The organism is Propionispora vibrioides (assembly GCF_900110485.1).
Taxonomy (GTDB): Bacteria; Bacillota; Negativicutes; order Propionisporales; family Propionisporaceae; genus Propionispora; species Propionispora vibrioides.
This window is the reverse complement of record NZ_FODY01000037.1, coordinates 12441-31903: the sequence shown is the minus strand read 5'-3', so window position 1 is coordinate 31903 and position 19463 is coordinate 12441. Positions and strand designations below refer to the sequence as shown.

At 46.7% G+C, this 19463-nt stretch carries 17 protein-coding genes, 1 tRNA gene and 1 rRNA gene; 1 reads left to right on the top strand and 18 read right to left on the bottom strand.

All coding sequences use genetic code 11. The features are described 5' to 3' along the window. Positions 1-119 (bottom strand): 16S ribosomal RNA (locus BMW43_RS19625); the annotation flags it as partial. 453 nt (positions 120-572) lie between these two features. After that, entirely contained in the window at positions 573-2369 is a 1797-nt protein-coding gene (locus BMW43_RS19620; protein ID WP_091751899.1) for a heme NO-binding domain-containing protein, read from the bottom strand. A gap of 235 nt (positions 2370-2604) precedes the next feature. Between BMW43_RS19620 and BMW43_RS19615 the strand changes: the two genes are divergently transcribed. After that, positions 2605-3300 (top strand): ferredoxin-like domain-containing protein, encoded by a 696-nt coding sequence (locus tag BMW43_RS19615; RefSeq protein ID WP_091751896.1) that lies wholly within the window; start codon positions 2605-2607, stop codon positions 3298-3300. 177 nt (positions 3301-3477) lie between these two features. On the opposite strand, the gene BMW43_RS19610 is transcribed toward BMW43_RS19615, so the two are convergent. From BMW43_RS19610 to BMW43_RS19530, 16 genes are all read right to left on the bottom strand, one after another. After that, positions 3478-6234, bottom strand: a complete 2757-nt coding sequence (locus BMW43_RS19610) for a sigma-54-dependent transcriptional regulator (RefSeq protein WP_091751893.1) — start codon at positions 6232-6234, stop codon at positions 3478-3480. A 94-nt stretch (positions 6235-6328) separates the two neighbouring features. Further along, complete coding sequence (locus BMW43_RS19605; protein ID WP_091751890.1) at positions 6329-6766, bottom strand: PTS sugar transporter subunit IIA domain-containing protein; 438 nt, start codon at positions 6764-6766, stop codon at positions 6329-6331. Between the two features lies 1 nt (position 6767). Further along, positions 6768-7565 (bottom strand): PTS galactosamine transporter subunit IID, encoded by a 798-nt coding sequence (gene agaD / locus BMW43_RS19600; RefSeq protein WP_091751887.1) that lies wholly within the window; start codon positions 7563-7565, stop codon positions 6768-6770. Continuing rightward, a complete protein-coding gene (gene agaC, locus BMW43_RS19595) occupies positions 7552-8346 on the bottom strand; it encodes a PTS galactosamine transporter subunit IIC (protein WP_091751882.1) in 795 nt (264 codons plus the stop codon). The genes agaD and agaC overlap by 14 nt, the downstream gene beginning before the upstream one ends. A gap of 13 nt (positions 8347-8359) precedes the next feature. Further along, positions 8360-8833 carry a PTS galactosamine transporter subunit IIB gene (agaB, locus tag BMW43_RS19590; protein WP_091751879.1) on the bottom strand — a complete coding sequence of 158 codons (474 nt, stop codon included), beginning with the start codon at positions 8831-8833 and terminating at the stop codon, positions 8360-8362. 342 nt (positions 8834-9175) lie between these two features. After that, positions 9176-9931 carry a glucosamine-6-phosphate deaminase gene (nagB, locus tag BMW43_RS19585; protein ID WP_091751907.1) on the bottom strand — a complete coding sequence of 252 codons (756 nt, stop codon included), beginning with the start codon at positions 9929-9931 and terminating at the stop codon, positions 9176-9178. A 287-nt stretch (positions 9932-10218) separates the two neighbouring features. Further along, positions 10219-10521 (bottom strand): STAS domain-containing protein, encoded by a 303-nt coding sequence (locus BMW43_RS19580; protein WP_091751875.1) that lies wholly within the window; start codon positions 10519-10521, stop codon positions 10219-10221. After that, a complete protein-coding gene (locus BMW43_RS19575; RefSeq protein ID WP_091751872.1) occupies positions 10518-10919 on the bottom strand; it encodes an ATP-binding protein in 402 nt (133 codons plus the stop codon). Before BMW43_RS19575 ends, BMW43_RS19580 begins: the two co-directional genes overlap by 4 nt. A gap of 173 nt (positions 10920-11092) precedes the next feature. Continuing rightward, positions 11093-12334: an Nramp family divalent metal transporter gene (locus BMW43_RS19570; RefSeq protein ID WP_091751870.1), complete on the bottom strand. Its 1242-nt coding sequence runs from the start codon at positions 12332-12334 to the stop codon at positions 11093-11095. Further along, positions 12331-13623 (bottom strand): magnesium transporter MgtE N-terminal domain-containing protein, encoded by a 1293-nt coding sequence (locus BMW43_RS19565; protein WP_091751867.1) that lies wholly within the window; start codon positions 13621-13623, stop codon positions 12331-12333. The genes BMW43_RS19570 and BMW43_RS19565 overlap by 4 nt, the downstream gene beginning before the upstream one ends. Before the next feature lie 220 nt (positions 13624-13843). Continuing rightward, entirely contained in the window at positions 13844-14527 is a 684-nt protein-coding gene (locus BMW43_RS19560; protein WP_177173695.1) for a GGDEF domain-containing protein, read from the bottom strand. Between the two features lie 793 nt (positions 14528-15320). Continuing rightward, complete coding sequence (locus BMW43_RS19550; RefSeq protein WP_091751858.1) at positions 15321-15665, bottom strand: hypothetical protein; 345 nt, start codon at positions 15663-15665, stop codon at positions 15321-15323. A gap of 362 nt (positions 15666-16027) precedes the next feature. Next, positions 16028-16103: transfer RNA gene (locus BMW43_RS19545), tRNA-Thr, on the bottom strand. A gap of 40 nt (positions 16104-16143) precedes the next feature. Further along, a complete protein-coding gene (locus BMW43_RS19540) occupies positions 16144-17421 on the bottom strand; it encodes an HD domain-containing phosphohydrolase (RefSeq protein WP_091751855.1) in 1278 nt (425 codons plus the stop codon). A gap of 95 nt (positions 17422-17516) precedes the next feature. Further along, a complete protein-coding gene (locus tag BMW43_RS19535; protein WP_091751852.1) occupies positions 17517-17990 on the bottom strand; it encodes a pyridoxamine 5'-phosphate oxidase family protein in 474 nt (157 codons plus the stop codon). A 164-nt stretch (positions 17991-18154) separates the two neighbouring features. Continuing rightward, positions 18155-19366 (bottom strand): DEAD/DEAH box helicase, encoded by a 1212-nt coding sequence (locus BMW43_RS19530; protein ID WP_091751849.1) that lies wholly within the window; start codon positions 19364-19366, stop codon positions 18155-18157. Positions 19367-19463 lie beyond the last annotated feature (97 nt).

The window sequence follows — 19463 nt, the reverse complement described above, 5'->3', positions numbered from 1 at the left end:
TTACGCGTTACTCACCCGTTCGCCACTAAGATCTCCATTGCTGAAAACCTCCGTTCGACTTGCATGTGTTAGGCACGCCGCCAGCGTTCGTCCTGAGCCAGGATCAAACTCTCCATAAAATTTTATTTATGGAGCCTTTTGATGGCTCTATAATTGTTTAAAGAATTATTTATTGTGACTGTATCACCTAAGTGATACGAGTCCGCACATCTGGCATATTGTTTATACCTTACATTGTTCAGTTTTCAGAGAACACCGGACTGCGTTGCCGCAGTTCCTGTTGACCGCCGCCTTGCGACAGCTTTTATATACTATCACATCGGCTTTTGCCTGTCAACCTGTTTTTTGTTTTTTCACCGCCGTGCTGCGACGGCTTAATTAGAATACCACATGAACAAACATTATGTCAATACATTTTGTTAAAATAATGGACAAGATATTTGGTTCTTTCATTTTAGCATTTTTAGCCAACAGTGTCAAATCATTTTCTAAAAATTGCGACATTATCCTTATTGCTTACTATATATAATAGGAAAGGCAAACTATCCTTCACACAGTTTGCCTTTTTCTCCTCAGGTACGGTATTGATTGATATCTTGCCTGAAATGTCCGATAACCTTTTTAAACTCCTGTATTTTATCCATCATATCCTGCAATTTATCATTATAAGTTTGAATGGCAGCACTCATCTCTTCACTGGCCGCCGAGTTTTCCTCCGAAATAGCCGCTAATCCCTCAATTTTGCCACAGGCCGCACCCATGCCACCCATTTCCGCCCCCAGCTTATCCACCATGTTCACGATATTTTCAACAACCAACTGTACATTCTCGATATGCCGGTTATTTCCCACAATCACTTCGCCTAGCTGCTTGCTCTCAGACTCCAGAACACCATATTCTACCTCGATCAAGCTAACTACATTTTCGATCATATCCATGAGAATGCTAAGATCCTGCGAAATACTCTCCGAATGTTGATGGGACTGTTCCGCCAGATGCCTGACTTCGTCGGCAACTACCGCAAAGCCGCGTCCCTGCTCACCGGCCCGTGCCGCTTCAATCGCTGCGTTGAGCGCCAACAAGTTAGTCTGTCCGGCGATAGCTGCCACCATTCCGGTAATCTCGTTGATTTTTCCGGCTTGCACCCGCAAATTCTCTGCCGTTTTCTTTACTTCGCCAAACTGCTCCATACTGGTTTCCAGTTTACCGCTGGAAGCTTGCACTTCAGAGAATCCCTTCCGGATTTCTCTCACTGCCTCCTCCAAGCGTTGCCGATTCTCGGTTTGCTCCGCGACGACACCTTGCAGAGCATCCAGATTGCCATGTAAAATACCTACAGCTTCCGCCGTTTCCACCGCCTGGTTTGTTGCAGCTCCAGCCACATCCGATACGACATTGGATATGTCACTCGATGTATTCCGCATGACACTTGCCAGATTATTAAAGTTGTCCGCATACTGGCCCATTTCGTCAGTAATACCTTTAAAACCGGTAAATTCACTTTTTAACCGTTTTTTATATGCTGCCAGGGCCTCGATGATTTCTTCAAACTCGTCCTGTGAACGAAGCTTGGTCTCGCCAAAATACACCCGCTGCTGCAAGTTGGCCAGTTCCTCCCGAATAGCCTGCAGCGGCCGCAAAAGCAGCGCTGTACTGGCTGCTGCCGCCAAGCCGCTCAGCACACAAGTCCATAGCGGCACAGCAACCGAAAAGAGCGATAAGGCCGTAAAGAACACACCGGTTAGCGCCGTTGTCGCCATACCGGTTTTCACCGCAATACTTTTGAAAACACCTAGTGAAAGCCATTGATTGAACCGGTAATAAATCGTATGACGAATCGGCGTGGGAAAGGTTATTTTAATTTTAATGTGCTCTTTTGATGACTCTACCGTTTCCAGTTTAATATCTTCCTTAAAATAAGCGGCCGCGCCGGCAAGCAGCCCTCTTAGATAGCCAAACATGCCTCGCGAAGAGCGATAGCTCAGTACCGCTGTGTATTCAGATATCGGCTCAATGAGTAATTCCGGCGGTTTGGCTCCCGGAATCCGCTTTACCACTACCACATGAACATCATACATGGACCGTAAAAAAGAATATAGGGTCTCATACTGGAAAAAGGCCGGATAAGCCCGCGAGAAGGTTTCAATATTATCCTTCCCGATAGCAAACCACACTTCGTCCTCAGTCTTATTTTTTTGTTTGGCAATATAGGCCACAAAATTGCGGGGCTTCGCATCCTCGACATCTTCTGTCGGCAAAAACATTTGTCCCGCCGTCCAGCCGGTATGCTCCATGGCGGCCAACGTCAAATCGGGCCCCCAAATCTTTCTTGCCGTACTAATCCAGGTTTCAACGACAGTTCCCTTCATCAGCAAGTCCCACCCTATCCAAAAATCACGCCGGCTACTGCTTCGACGTGTATTTACATTTTTTATACTTCTTTCTTAACGCCCATATTTCCTGTTTTTTCAATCTTTGTTTATATGAATTATCAGCAAATATTTTTTTGTGATATAGATCACAGGCAGTCAAATTCCCAGGGGAGTATGATAGCATTAGACCAATACCCATCCGGTACAATTACCGGACGAAAGGAGCTTCTTTATGCAAGAACCAGTAAGTCGATCCCAGAGCGTTCCCAGCCGGGCCACGCTCCCTGTCACACCACATCTTCCCGGCGGCTACGCAACACCGGAACAGCTACATAATATTGCGGCAGCCGCCGCTAAATATGGCGGCACATTGAAAATCACCACAGGCAGCATTGCTATTCTAGGCTTAACCCCTGCCGATGGCCAGAAAGTCTTGGATGAACTGGCGCTCGCGCCGGAATCCTTCTCCGCCCGAAGCGTCCGTGCCGTCGCCATGTGCCCCGGCAATCCCTACTGTCCCATGGCCAAGCAAGACGGCACAGGTCTCGGCTTGGCCTTAGACCAAAAATTTTTCGGACAACCCCTGCCGGCTAAATTGCATATGGGAGTCAGCGCCTGCCCCAATTGCTGCGCCGAAGTCTTTGTAAAAGATATCGGTGTATACGGAACACCTGCAGGCTACGTCCTGGTTATCGGCGGAAACTCCGGCCGTAACGCCGAAGCCGGCCGCATAATAGCCGAGCAGCTTCCCGCCGCCCAAGTCATTTCTATCATTGAAAACATCTTGAACTATTACCGGCAATTTGGCGAACCCAAAGAACGGTTGGGACAAATGCTTGACCGCATTGGCTGGGATGACTTTATAGCGTCAGTTATACCGCCAGTCTATACACTTCAAACTTCTGCCGAGATGCTTGGCCGGAATTAATAACAAGAGCTGCCTCAAAATAGGTTTTTAAAACCTGTTAAGGCAGCCCTTGTTTTAGATGTTCCAAGAAACGGAGCCTTCATTGCCTTACTTACCATATTCGGCAAATATGATTTTCCGTCACTTGAATTGAGTTTATTTAAAAACATCTCACGCATCAAGGATTGGCTATCGTTACTAATAAGGAAAATGACTCATCCGTTTTTTTATGCTCAAATAAATAATTCTAATCTCCGAATCAGGTATCTCAATTTTATAAAACTGTTCAATGGGTAGGAAAGATTTTTTTACCAGTTTGGCAAATTCCGGGTTGCATTCTTTCAATTCATCGGGTTCCGTATATTTGACATCTTTCTCCTTGATTAATAACCGCTCAATCATGCAGCACATATGAATATATAAGCTTATTTTTAAATTATTCGGGAACTTAGAACCTAAGCTTAATTCAAGCGTGTATAGAGATTGCTCAACCTGGTCGATAATTTTATCCGGATTTAAAATGGTTAAATAATTCAAGACATTATAGAGGGTAAACGATTTAAGCACTTCCGCGTTTATTTTATCGATAATATCTTCATTGACTACCCGGCTTAGGGCACTGGTCAAAACCGCTTCTCCCTGCTTCATGATCAAGTCCTCTAAAGAGATATATGGAGTATTTTCGATTTTAGGATCATCTGTACCAATAATAAGCTTTACATCGTATTGCCGGAAAATGGCGTCGGTCTTGCCATTGCCCTTTAATCGGTCAAAGTCGTAGGCGATGACCCTTACCTCATCATTGACAAAACACTTATTTAACAGGATCTTAATTTTTTTGGCAATCCCAATACCGGTAAAGCAAGTGGTTATAATCGCATTGGGCTTCTTCTTTTGCGACGCCAGATAATTATACCGGCATACATTGGCCGCAACGGCTTCCCGGGCAATCTGTTCCAATGGCTGCCCCTTTAAAATCCGTTCCCCTACCGAAAGCGCCAGTTGAGTTGAAATATTGTTAATCATAACGATATCCCCGTAAAAATCACCTACGATCTGCTGGTAAATATGCTCCAAAGACCCCATATCCACCAATATGATCATGCCCCGGGAAGAATCAATCGTTTTCATATATGCATACAGCTTTTGCCCAATTTCAGCAGCCGAAAGTTCAAAAGGCATGTCAATGGCTTCAAAGACATAGTTCTCCAGCAAACGGTTGGCCACACTGGCAATACTGCTGGCCGTGCTGTAGCCATGAGCAATAATGATGGCATTGGCCTGATCCAGACTGGCCTCCCGGTTTATGGAACGGATATAAATCATCAAATAGACCAAGACAACCGGATCAAAAGGTATATCCAGATTTTTTCCGACTGCTTCAAGCAGCATAAGTGAAATTTTGTGTTCTTTATAATACTGTTTGCTTAAGGAATCAATCAACTTCTCTGTGGACAATTCTTCATTGGTTGGCTTCGCTTCAATAAAGTGTACTAGCAAGTAAGTTAATACTTCCACGCTATTGCCATAATGTTTGAGTCCGTAATTAGCCTGCATGCCGATTAAAACATGTTCCACTATTTTTTGTATCGAGTTAAAAATAACGGCCGTAACCGCCCGGTCCACTTCATGAAAGACGATATAATCAATCAACTCATTAAATAACTGAAGGCTCCTGGTAAAAAACTCCTCCTGGGTAACTTCCTGCTGCGCTAATTTATTAATAATCAAGGCAAGCTCTTCATGTATATGCAACGTGTTTTGCTTATCGTGAGTAATATAAGAGAAATCATTTTTCTCGGAGCAAGACACCAATACGTCTTCGCCATTTAGTTTATTCGTAATGACGCCCTCATAGGCATGCAGAACATCCTTGGGAAGATGATTGATTTTGACTTTAATATCCTTGCCTTTTGAGCCGGGACCATGATTATAAGCATTGGCGCAGCTTAGTTTTATGGCATTGCGCAATTTGCCGATATTCCCTCCGGCCGTGCTATTAAGCAGGATATCAACCGCCTGGTTGCTAATCGAAACATCCTTTTTGATCGCAACCGCTTCTTTTTTATAAAAGGTATAAATAAGCTCCATTTTTTCTTTTAACGGACGTTCCTGAAACGTCGGTATCCTGACAACTAAAGGTATGCGGCGCAAAAAAGTCTGCAGAAAGTTATCCTCCGGATCTTCTGTTGTCGCAAACATCAGCCGCACTTGGGCCTGCCGGTCACGCCCGGATTCACCCAATCGCCGGAATATCCCCTGATCCAAAAAAAGAAACAGTTTTTCCTGACCGGTTGGCGGCAGCCTGTGTATTTCATCCAAAAACAAAAAACCGCCGTCAGCTACTTCAATCAAACCCGTGCTGTCAGAGTCGGCTCCGGTATACGCTCCTTTACAGTGGCCAAATAGAATTCCCGATAACAGTTCCGGGTTATTCGCATATTCTGCGCAATTAAACACAATAAACGGGGCCTTTTCCTCTATGACTTTTGTTGCCTTAGCGTACTCATAAACAAGTTTAGCCAAAAAGCTCTTCCCTACTCCGGAATGACCGACTAATAAAAGAGGCAGTCCCTGCGGGGGGTAAGAAACGGCCGCTTTACACTGCTCAATGCTGTATCTCAAACTTCCGTTGCAGCCAATAACCTCTTTAAAAACATCCCGTCCCCCTTTTTCCTGATCCATACTGTCACTTTTCAGCAAATACTGGGTTACCAGCTTCAGTTCCTTCTGCCTTGCCAAGTAAGTCTTTTGATCCAGAAAATATACCGGACGGGTGTTTATTTTCATAACCACCCCTTCTTTTGTAAGCTCATTCAATAAATGGCTGGCAATATTTCTTTGCAAACTCAGTTGCTCGGCAATTTCCTGCGCTGTAAACCCGCATTGTTTTATCCCATCCATCGTTTCAGATAGTTCCTTCAGTTTGCAGTAAACAGCCTCTTTATTAGTCATTTTCCTTATCACCACCTGACTTATGACTTCTATATACTAGATACTAGCGCTAAAAGCAAAGCTATCCATCGACTGCAATAGCTTTGCTTTTCCCTTAAATACCGGCTCCGGGTTCCATTGCTTGCTTTACTTTTTCAACCACACACTTTTCCAGCCGAATGGTTGTCCGTCGACTGACGCCAACAATAAATTCAGCCAGATCAACCAGGGGAAGATTCTCTTTTTGTAAGAATCCCTCCAATACCGCCCCGATATTGCAGCCGGCAATGACCTCCATATTAGCGGCTTTATTAGCGATTTGGGCAGCTACCTTAAAGGGAGTCCCACCTAAAATATCACAAATGAATAAGACGTTTGCTTCGCTATTTCGGGCAATTACACTATTCATTTTATCCCTTAAGGTCGCATCGGTATCGGCAATGGTCAAATCAAGATAATATACGTCAGGATTGCAGCCCGCCAAAAGCTCAATCGTACTTTGAAATCCTGTTGCATAATGACCGTGCCCGCTGACAATAATAATTGTTTTCATTCTACAATATTCCTATTCCTGATAATACGATCGAAAAAATAAAGGTCAACAAGATCAATACCGGTGGGCTGATTTTCTTGCGCAGGCAAAAGAACATCAAAAGCGTATATCCCATGGGCAGGATATTTGGGAAAACCCGGTCCAGAAAATCCTTTTGAATGGATATAGCGTAGGCATCGGTGATCGGAATTTGCGCGGCAACGGTAATATGAACATAGGAAGCTATCAAGCCGCCAATAACCGTTACGCCCAGTATGGTGGCAGCTCTTGCCACAGTTTGCGAACTATCCTTGACCTTTTCAATTGCCTTTGTGCCTAAATTATAGCCTAAATGAGTCCAAACAACACGTAAAATAAATATAGCCAGGTAAATCAGGAAGAAAATCAATGGTCCCAGCACGCTGCCCTGAGCGGCAAAGGAAGCACAAATACCGGCTACAATCGGCAATATAGTAAACCAGAAGATCGCATCGCCTATTCCGGCTAAGGGACCAAATAAGGCTATGCGCAGCCCTTTGATCAGCCCTCGGTCTTCTCCCCGTTCTTCCAGGGACAATAATAGCCCCATCAACATACCTGCAAAGTTAGTGTTAGTATTGATAAAAGCCATATTATCCTGCATGGCTTCCGCCAGTTTTTCCTTATCATCCTTATAGATTTTTTTCAAAAACGGCAGCATTGCCAGCGTAAAACCGGCAGCCTGCATCCTTTCAAAACTGAACCCGGCCTGTAACAGCGCTGAAGTAAAACCTAGCTTTGTAATGTCACTTTTGGTAAGTACGCTTTTAGATTCCTTCACTATAATCACTTCCCTGCGCAGTATTTTCCACCTTAGCCTGTTTCCATTGTTTTGTATTGTAATATTCGTAGATGGCAATCGCCGTTCCCAGTAAAGCAACCGGCAGCAAATTGGCAAACTGAATAAAAGAAGCTGCCACAAAACCGATAATTAGATAAGGCACGTACTGCATTTTGAGCATAACTGTAAGCAGCATGCCAAACCCAACGGCCGGTAAAATTCCGCCGGCGATCTCAAAGCCGTGTTTAAGCCAGTCCGGCATAGCCATGACCAAAGCCTGCATGGCGTCCTGGGCCACATAAGCGCTTAAGAATACAACAATACCATATGTGATGGCCACAATGGCGGTCATCAATAAGTTAAGCTTCCAGAAAGCGCCGGTATCTGCCGCTGCTGCATAAGCGTCTGCTTTCCCCATGAACAGGGAAAAAGTCGAATAGTAAAACAAAATGATATATTGCATTAAGATACTGAAAGGAAGCGCCAGTCCAATAGCGGCCTGCGGTTCAACTCCCGTGGTATAGGCAATCACCACCGTCATCACGCCTGCAAGCACCGGATTGGGCGGCTGCGTTCCACCGGCAGGAGTAAGCCCGGCAAAGGCCAGCTCCGTTAAACTTCCTGCCAGCAAACCAGTCTGCAGATCTCCTAAAATGATTCCCGTAAGGGTACACACAATAATCGGGCGAAAAATGTATAAGCTTTCCAGCCAAAAATCAATTCCCACGATAATTGACATAATGGTCAGCATGATCCCTTGATCCAATGTAATCGTATGCATCTTATTGTCCTCCTTAATCAATACTGAATTTTACATCACCCGGCGTATCCTGGACAAACACCTGAATGCCCTTTTGTTGGAGGTATCTTAAATTCTCCAGATCGTTGTCATCTACATATACTTTTTTAGTAATGGCTTTCTTTCCCGGTGAAAAATGCATATTGCCCACATTGACGTTTTGAATAGGGACACCGCCCTCAACCAGTTGCCGCACAACCGCCGGCGTTCGGCAGACAATAAAGATTTTTTGACTCGGTGCCGCTTTATGGATAACCTGAATTGTGTGAGCAACTGTAAAAAAGCGCACCCCCACGCTGGAAGCCTCTGCCGTCATCGTCATCAACTGCTGTTGCAGCGGATCGCCTGCCGTTTCGTCGTCAACCACCACCAGCAGGTTAGCCCCTAAGGCACCCGTCCAAATGACTCCTACTTGTCCGTGTACCAGCCGGTTGTCAATCCGGGTTAATAAAATATTAGGTGCCATCATCTTCCCCTCCCTTTAGAACTTATTTATCCGCAACTCACTTGTTCCCAGCTTCCCGCTTGACAGACGGGAGGAAAACCGGCTCGCTCCTGATTCCTTTGCCACATTTCAGCGGGAGATAACCCTTTTGCTGAAATAAGTTTCACTTACTTAAAATATTGCTTGCAATTATCATGCCAATCAGTGTACGAAATAGCTTAACTCCTATCAACCCTTACCAAACCCGGCTTGTTTCTTTTGTTTTGTCTTTCAGTTAGCTCCACCAAGTCCGGCCTGTTATACACTGTCACAAAAAATAAGGCTTATTGCACAGTGTCCATAACACTTCATTGGCTGGGAATTAGCTCAGACAGCTTGCTGCCATCGTTGATTCATACGAAGCCGTTTTGTCGCATTTTCCTCTACAATAACCGTTACACGCTGATGCAATTGAAGGATAGAGGCAGGAATTTCCGGAGAAATATCTCCCCAAAGTGCACGGTCTAATACTTCGGCCTTATCCTCTCCATTCACCAGAATAACAATGCTTCGCGCCTGCATAATCGTTTTAATCCCCATGCTGATGGCAAACCGGGGCACCTGAGCCAGGGAAGAGAAGCAATGCGAATTGGCTCTGATTGTGGACTCGGCCAGTTCAGCCCGGTGCGTAGCTGCTGTGAATCTTACATCCGGTTCATTAAACCCGATATGACCGTTCCGCCCAATTCCCAGTATCTGCAAGTCAATGCCACCGGCTTCTTTAATCTTTTGCTCGTAGGCCAAGCACTCCTGCCCGATATTGCCGGCCTCACCGTTGGGTATATGTTGATTTGCCTCCGGTATATCCACGTGACGGAAAAAATGATGCTTCATATAATAGTGATAACTATGGGGGTCCTCCTTTCCTAACGCGATATACTCATCCAAATTGAAGGTTACCATCCGGCAAAAACTAAGCTGCTTTTGGCGGTGGATTTTTATCAGCTCCCGGTACATCCCCAAGGGAGTATTACCGGTGGCCAGCCCGACTACACTGTCCGGCTTTGTCCGGATTTGTTCAGCTACCATATCTGCCGCTATTTCACTCAAAGCAGCATAATCTTTTGCAAATACTATACGCATATCATTCCTCCCGGTGGCGCTTTTTTCTGCAGAATACCGCCCATAAATAAAGTAAGCAAAAAGCATGCCAATCAGTGTAACAAGCACTGAAGGCATGCTTTTTGCCATTTATGACGGTTCCGGTAATCCACTATAGGCAATCATAGAACACCGCAAGAGCTGTGTTCTATGACACTAGCTCACCCAACTGCAGAGTCCACTCCAGGGAAGCTGCAAAGAAGGACTGTCTCTATTTCTCATTGAGGCAGTCCTTTTATTACCCGCCTGCTCCCTTCGCCAACTAACAACTATACTATTTCAAACACCCTGGTCAGACGCGTTAGTTCAAACAGTTCCTTAACAATCCCTTTTATCCCTTTTATCGTTACTCCGCCAGAGCATTGCAGCGCTTTCTTCTGGATGGCAACCAATACCCCCAGACCGGAACTGTCAATGTACTCCACCTGGCTCATATCAATCACAAATTTACTTTGCTCCCGGTCAACATATTCCAGAATTTTTTGCCTAAGCTCGGTCGCCTCTTCCACATAGATGCGACCGGCAAGTACCACCAGTACATGATCACTTTCCTGGGAAATCTGGCAAATCATCCGCACTCCTCCTGTTCAATATGCTTGACCAGCAGGACTTCATTGCCACAGCGATTATAGCGCACATAATCGGCGGATGCCTTCATAATCATGATGCCACGACCGCTCTCGTCAAATTCAAAGTCTTTCTCATCCTTGGCCAGCAGGGTCTGCCCCGGAAAGCCCGCGCCTTGATCTTTCACTCTGACCACAAGACGTTTGCCGGCAATGACATTCAATTTCAGTTTAATGCTTGCTTTCCCATGCTCTATCGCATTATTTACCGCTTCGTTCAAAGCCACTTCCATGAGCCCCGGTTTATCCCGAAGCATTTTCCGGATGTATTCACTGACACAATGACGGATAAGCCGAAACCCCTGAAGTCCGTAGAATTTAATCTCCAGTAAATTCTCATTCATACAGTCTCCTCTTTTCTCATAGGATGACGCAGATTCAACCCGACCAGACAGGTATTTCTTGACTGTTTCCCGTTCACATAAATTTACTATTAAACCAAGATTTCTACGGACATATGACAAATCCTTCCTTATTTTTCTTCTATTCAAAATAAAATCATCCACAACGCAGCAGATCAGGAAAGCATGGCAGGGAACAGCGTTCCCGCCAGCAGCAAAACACTTAATAGAATCAAGACAAGAACCAGCAGCCAGCAAATGACATTATAAAGTCCCGAGTTGACATACCGTCCCATAATGCCTTTATCCCGGGCAATTAAAATGATGAAGATTAAAATCGGCGGCAACAAAATGCCGTTGATTACCTGCGAGGCAAGCATCATCATATATAAAGATACGTCGGGCCACAACACGATTCCGGCGCCCGCCGCGATGAGCAGGGTGTATAAACCGAAAAAAACAGGAGCCTCCTTATAGCTGCTGCTGATCCTGTGCTCAAAGCCCAGCGCTTCGCAGACGGCATAGGCCGTACTCAAGGGCAGGATGAAAGCGGCCAGCATAGAAGCCCCCAGCAGCCCGCCGGCAAATAACAGCATCGCATACGGACCAGCCAGGGGCTCTAAAGCCCAAGCCACATCCTTGGCCGACTCAATCGGCACTTGGTGAACATACAAAGTCGCTGCCGTCGCGACCAGGATAAACAGGGCAATAAAGCCGGTGAAAAAGGACCCGATCATCACATCCCAGAAGGTATACCGGTATTCTTTGGCTGTAATGCCCTTATCAACCACAGACGCCTGAATGTAAAACTGTCCCCAGGGCGTAACCGTCGTCCCAATAATCCCAACCGCCACCAACAGGAAGTCGATATCCAGCCGAAATTCAGGCTGAACAATGGCTCGCGCCGCCTGCTGCCAATCCGGGGACGCCAGAAAACCGGAGAAAACGTAGCTAAAGAAAGTCAGGCATAACAGCAAAAAAATTTTTTCCATCTTCTCATAACTGGTCTTTAGCACTAGCCACCAAATGGCGCAGGCGGCCAGGGGAACCGATACATATTTATTTACTCCCAGAATTTCAAAGCTTGTCGCAATCCCGGAAAATTCGGAAACCGTTGTGCCGATATTGGCCAACAGCAGTACCGCCATAGCAAAGAACGTCCATCGCACACCATATTGCTCGCGGATCAGATCAGACAGGCCCTGTCCGGTAACAGCCCCGGTGCGTGCCGAGATCTCCTGGACAACAGCCAGACACAACGTGCTGACAAGCAAAACCGACAGCAGCGCATAGCCATATTTCGCACCTGCCGCCGCGTAGGTGACAATCCCGCCGGCATCATTATCGGCGAAGGCCGTGATGATACCGGGCCCCATAATAGCCAGAAAAAGCTGCCATTTGCTTTTGCTATGTTTCATCGGTACCGCTCCCGCCCGATACGCGCACTAACCGTCAACAACGGCGGTGCGTCAAATTTATCCCGTTCCTCCACTAGCATGGAAAGAATATCGTCTACGGTAACCAGGCCCAGCATTTTCCCCTGCCCATCCACCACCGGCAATGCCAAAAACCCGTATTTAGCCATAATGCCGGCAATTCGCGGGGTAGTTTCTTCCGAGGTGACGGCAACCACCTTCTGGCGCATTAAATCGTACAATACCGCCTCTTCCTCGGCAACGATCAACTCCCGTAACGATAATACACCTTCCAGACAGCCCCGTTCATTCATAACATACAAATAATAGATGGTCTCAACCGCCGAAGCGAACGTCCGGATTTCACCAATGGCTTGACTTACGGTCATCCAGCCGGAAAGCCGTATGTATTTTGTGGTCATACACGCCCCCGCCGTTCCAGCAGCATACTGCAGCAGTTCGCGGACGCCCTCGGCCTCGTCGGCCATCAAATCCAACAAACCTTCCATTTTATCGACCGGAAGCTCGCCCAGAATGTCGGCTACTTCATCGGGCGGCAATTCTGCCAAGATAGTCAACGCCTGCTGCTGTTCCATCTGACGGAAGATTTCAACCTGAGTTTCCAGCTCCAACTCGGCCAGCGCATCAATCGTCTGCCGGGAATTCAGATGTTCAATAAACGCCGACCGGCGCTTATAATCCATCTCCTCCAGCAAGTCGGCTATATCGGCCGGATGAATCTGCTCCAATTGCTGTTTTTCCATATTGAGCTGCAGTGCGGCATTCCAGCTTTCCAGCGGTTTTATATATTGCCAGCTTACCAGTTTATTCTTACAGCATTTAAACAAGAATTCCAGCCCCAGCCGCCGGAATAAACCCCGGATACCAATATCCACGGCGACTAAAACCATCCGGCTGCCGTCTTCCCGCGCAAGCCACGACAGCGTAATATCGTTAACCCTTACCAGTTTAAATCCTTTCAGATCAATAATCTGCTTATCCAGCAGCCATTTGCTGATATAGATTTCTTCCTCCTGCAACGGCAGGATACAGGAAGGAGAAAAGTCCTGACTAAGAAACACGCCATCCGCATCACAGCGTTCCACTAAATCAAAGGGGATCAAATCATCCTTGCTATTTACATATTTGATGCCCGATACCTCCGGATGGCTATAGTGCCAGCGCACCGTCATATCCTTCACGCGTCCGACCCGTTGCCGGGCAGCATCATATACCGCTTTGCCCAATAACTGACTAAAGTAAAACTCACCCAATACCTTTACCGCATACATCTCTGGCCCTCCTCTCTTGGCAGGATCAATGTAGCAAAGTTTTCGCCGGCTCCCTTTTTACCGAACGGATTCCACTACTCCAGTATATGTCTGGTCCGACGGAAGGTGAAAATCGCTGTTTCCTGTCGCAACAGCCTCGCTGCGTTATTTTACTTACACAATATAAAAAGCTGCGACCATCGTCGCAGCTTTTAAAAACTTATCACGCTATATCATGTAGTCAGGCATGGCTTGTACCGCACAACGGCGCCATGCGTTTTTTCTTTTTATCTTCATACAGCACTTTGTCGGCCAGGGAAATAATCTGGTCCCGCTCCATTTTATCATGTACCGTTATAATGCCGACACTAATGGTCGCATCATAACAGGGGCCGCTCTCATAAACAAGCGCTTTAAGATATTCCGTCAGTCTTTCTATATCCTGGTTTGTCGTGTTGGGAAAAATAATGGCAAATTCATCGCCACCCCAACGGGTAATCACAGCCCGTTGTCCTACCGACTGCTTAAGCAGTTTAGCCAGGGAGATCAGCAGTTCGTCACCTGCTGTATGTCCGTAAACGTCATTAATCTCTTTAAAATAATCTATATCAATAAGAGCAAAACAAAATGTTCCGCCGTCCTTTTTTATATGCTGCAGTTCTTTTTGCAGCCGGACGTTAAAATACCGTCTGTTCCAAAGCTGGGTCAATGAATCGGTATTGGAAAGCAAATAAAGCTTTTGCAGCAAATTACCGATCACCATACCGCCCATAAAAAAAAGAATGACTGCAGTAACCTGCGCGGCACGGACATAGCCCGGGTAATCAGACAGCAAATAGCTGTCCAGCACACAAAACCCTGTGGCGATGAGTGCACCCACAGAGCCCAAAATTGCCGGGGAATATTTGTAGAATAGTTTTGCCATGATCGTCATATCTCCCTATGGATAATCACTCGTTCGCAGTCCATATGATCTACACTTCAGCCAAAAAGACCCCTTCGTACTAACTCTACATTATCTTCTCTTCGACACGCATTCCAAATTTCCTTTTTTGGAAATAAATATCCAATTAAATTTTATATTATCACTATTTTGCACATTTGTCCAGTCTTTTTTAGAACAATTGTTTTTTACAGTCGGACACTCACGCAACTTCCATCGACTACTTTACAAGACAGACTTATCATCTTCTTCCTCTGCCCCGTCTGTCCGGGTCGGTTGACATATTACAGAAAACTTACATGTCTCGTTCACACACACCAAGTCCGGTGCTCCGTTTGCGTCTACGACCTCCTTCAGACGGCTTTTGCAGGCCGGGCACACGACCTGTTTCTTTCTCCGGTTTGCCATGAAAACTTCCTCCCCGCTCGATATATTACATATCAATATCCTTCATCAGCGACAGCTTCCCTTTTAGCAAATTACGACAAAAAATATCCCGCCCCGGTTAACCTATACTAAAAACCGGAGGAGAGCACACGAACAACGCCTCGTCAGCCTGATTAACAATTTTTTTATAGTCCTTACCAAGCCGATGCGGTTGGGCAGACCAGTCAGCCTGTCATGATGCGCCAGCACCTGCATGCGCTCCGACCTAGGCAGCAAAAAAAGGGTCTGCAGTTTCTGCAGGCCCTTTATCACCTAGAACAGCACACACGGCTATTTGATAGACGCGGGCAGTTTTGTCACTCATACCAGGAAATAAAGCTACCGGTCATCAATTGGCATTGCCAATTACAATCCCGATGACCAGCGCTGCTATTTCACGCAATGCCTGTTCATGACGTTCTTTTTCCCGTTCTTGCCGCGCATGCCATTCTCTTTCACTTTCATGGTCGCGCCGTCTCATTTCTCTCTCATGCCGTCTATTTTCCTCACGTTCTCTCCGATCATGTTCACGCTGCCGTTCTCTATCGTGATCATGCCGGTGATCCATCTGGATGGTCTGCGGCTGCCAGTTGCCGGCAGGCAGTGGCGATGCTTCCGTAACTGCAACACCAAAGCCAATTTGCATAACACCGACCAGTGAGTAAATGACAGTCTTTTTTACCATGCTATTCATGTGAAATCCCTCCCATATCTTGCTTAAGAAAATACTACCATGTAAATGTTACAAATTTTTGACAAAGCGCTCCCGGTGTAAATATTTATATCAGAACCAATAAAGTCAAAAACCCGGCAACTAAAGGCATCAATAAAAGAAAGGATTGTTTTTAAGCATAAAAATTTTGACTGTCGCCTAGTTTTACAGACCAATTGGGCTTAACAGGAAATCAAAACCGCCCGCCGGCAGACAGGTAGTCAAAATCATACGATTGTCACATAGATAGAAAAGATTCTTGAGCTTATTCTTGTTGTGGACCCGGATCAGGGCACGTATTTACATAAAAAAGGTCTGCACACTGTGCAGACCTTTGATTTTACTGGAGCCGATAATAGGATTCGAACCTACGACCTACTCATTACGAATGAGCCGCTCTACCAGCTGAGCTATACCGGCGTTTTCACGATATTCATTGTACCTTCTATCCTGAAAAAAGTCAACAACCAACCTTTGTTAAAATATCATCGTCGTCTTTTTTAAGATAGAGCAACGAGGTTGCCTGAACCAAAGCATATGCCTCTATTCCATAATGAAACAAATCAGCCACAATATTACCGTCCAGTTTTTGCTCGGCAACCATGGTTCGCATGATTTTTTCCGCCTGCGCCAGGGACATAGGCGCCCGGTATGGACGATTTTCGGTCAACGCGGTAAATACATCGGCAACGGCGACAATCCGGGAGCCCAGCGTCAGGTTAGCCGCACCCAGACGGAACGGATAACCACGCCCATCCAGCGTCTCATGGTGATAAGCCGCCCATTGGGCAATGGTCTCAAAACCGTTGATCTGCTCCAAAATCCGGTAAGTATAATAAGGATGCTGTTTCACAATGACATATTCTTTGGCGGTAAGCTTACCCGGCTTTTCCAAAATAGCGTTGGGAACGGACAGTTTGCCCAGATCGTGCAGCAGCCCGGCGATACGCATCGTCTTGACTTCCTGCTCACTGAACCCTCTGATTCGGGACAAAATGGAACACACTTCCGTTACTGTCCGGGAATGTGTGGCGGTAAAGCTGCTGGTAGCATCAATAATCGTGGCAAAAATCTCCGCAATGTCAATAATATCATCCACGGTAAATCGCATCCAGGTATAGTCATCCACATTACGAAAAAAGTTTTGATAATAGGAAGGATTGACTAAATCCAGCCAGAAGCTCTCCTGCCGTGACAATTCCTCCAGAGCCCGGACCAGCGCCGGATCAAACCAGATTCCGCTCAACTGACGGATTTTCGTTAGGATAGCTGTCCTCTGTTCCAGAATATTACGGTCACCCCGGATGAGTACTTCCACCCGGTCGGCCAAATGAATCAGCCTGGCAGCCAGCGGTATACTTTCTCCTTTAACGCGATCATTCCCCGGTCCATTCCACAGATCATGATGATGACGAATCGGCTCCGCCAACATGCCAAGCTGAGCCGAATCCTTAAGCAACCGGTAGCCTGTCTCCGCATGGGCCTGCAGGTTATGACCGGCCTGCGGATTTACCAACTGCAGCCGTTCTTCCCAGTTGGAAGCCGCGCCGATATCGTGCAGCAAAGCCGCATATACCGCAACCTGCCGCTGCTGGTCATCTACACCGATATGCGAGGCAAGCCGTTCGCTGATGACAGCCGTTCGCCAGTGGTGTTTCGACAGCCCAATACCATGGGATAACTCCAGTGCCATGGATAGGGCCCGCAAAAGATTGATCGGGTTAATATGAAATATCATAATCCATTCTCCAAACGCTGTGACCTGCTGCCACAGCCTTTTCTATACTTGGATTATACTTGGAAACGTTTACTAGGTCAATTGATCGCCCACTTTTAACGTCCCCGTTTTCCAGTCAAATGCTCCACCTGTATTTTATAAACAGCCGTGTGCCGCTGGCTGCGGGCAATATACTCCAGCCCCTGCTGCCAAAACTCTGCAGAGTACTTTTTTATCAGCAGTTCCAGGGCCCTTTCCTTCTCCGACCCATCGTTTACCGGCAGGACTTTCCCAAAGGCAATGGCACTGTCGTACTCGGTATCAAACTTTTCCGGCAACAGCCGGGTATAGCCTACCACCGAAAAACATACCTTAGACTCGTGGTTCATGTTGTCTACTTTGTTCCCGGTCAGTGCCGAGTGAAAATAAATAGCCTGTCCGGCTTCGTCATAAGCATAGTTCAGTGGGGCGGCATACGGATAGCCGTTATCTCCCAGGGTGGCCAGTGTCCCGTACTCTCCGTCAGCCATAATTTTATTTGTTTCCAGCTCACTTAACTGCTTTTCTTTCCTTCTCATCGGTTTAAACATGGTTAGTACCTCTCCCGCTGCGGCACAGCTTCTTTTTTTAAAAAAATTATTCAGTTCTTTGTATAACCGGTCTGCTCTCAGGCAATACTAGTAGAGCATAGTTATTCTTCTCCCACTATACAAGGTCAGCTGTTACCCACGGCTGGCCTTGTTTTTTTGCCGATTCAGCGCTCTGGCTGTTTCGGCACTGGACGGACCTTGTTGGTACGGCCGGTTACTGCGGTCCGCGGCCTGACTACCGTATCGATCAGCTTGCCACGTAACAGTTTCTTAGCTGCCATTTCAATGTTCAAAATCTTTTCCAGCCGGGGAATCAGGGCGGCTTCGCCCGGCGTAATCAGAGACAGAACCGTCCCGCTTTTACCGGCCCGTCCCGTTCTGCCGGCCCGGTGCAGATACAGCTTGGGATCTTCCGGAAATTCCAGATTGAATACATGGGTAACATCGGGAATATCCAGGCCCCGGGCCGCTAAATCGGAAACCACTAACAATTTTACCCGGCCGCTGCGAAAATCGTCCATTGCCTTTTTTCGCTCATTTTTCAGCGAACTGCCATGCAATCCGGCTACCGCTATGTCGTGATAGGCCAGCTTTTCTGTCACATTCAGAATGTTATCGCTTTTATTTATGAATACAAGGGCCTTCTGCACCGCCAAATGACCGGTTAGTTTGCGCAATAATTCAATTTTATCCCGTTGTTCCGCGACAACATACAGATGAGTAATGCCTGCCGGAATCTTTATTTCATCACCCAGTTCGACCCAGATCGCCGCCTGAGTCAGTCCCTGCACTTGTTCCCGTACGGCGGGTGTAAAGGTAGCCGAAAACAGCAGCAACTGACGATCGCGCTGTGTCGTTTTAATGACGGCCTTGACGCTGTCACGGTTATTGTCGTCCAACAGCCGGTCCGCTTCATCCAGTACGATGGTTTTCACCGTCTGAGCCGACAGTTTTCTTTTTTGAATCAATTCCAGTATCCGGCCGCTTGAGCCCACTAGAATATGCGGTTTTTCCTTTAATTTATCGATCTGGCGGGAAATATTCACATTGCCGATCATCGGCGCCGACGCTATCGGCAAGCCGGACTTTTGAATCAGTTCTTCCAGTTGACGCTGGATCTGAATAGCCAGTTCATGGGTGGGCGCCAGCACAATAGCCTGCGTCTCCCGGCGGCCGGCATCGATTTTCTGTAGCAGCGGCAACAGGTAGGCCAGGGTTTTGCCTGTCCCGGTCGCCGACTGTCCCACTACGTCTTTACCGGTCAGCGCCAGGGGAATGACTTGCTGCTGCACCGGGGTCGGCGTCTCAATCCGACTGTCCTGCAGGGCCTGGGCCAGTTCTTTGCTAAGCCCGAGTTTGATAAACGGTTCACTCATTCTGTTCTTCTCTCCTGTATATTCACATTCTCCGGGAAGCAAGTATTCCCTATTTTCCTGCCGGTTTTCGCGGCGCCTGCTTATTAGTAAAAAACTT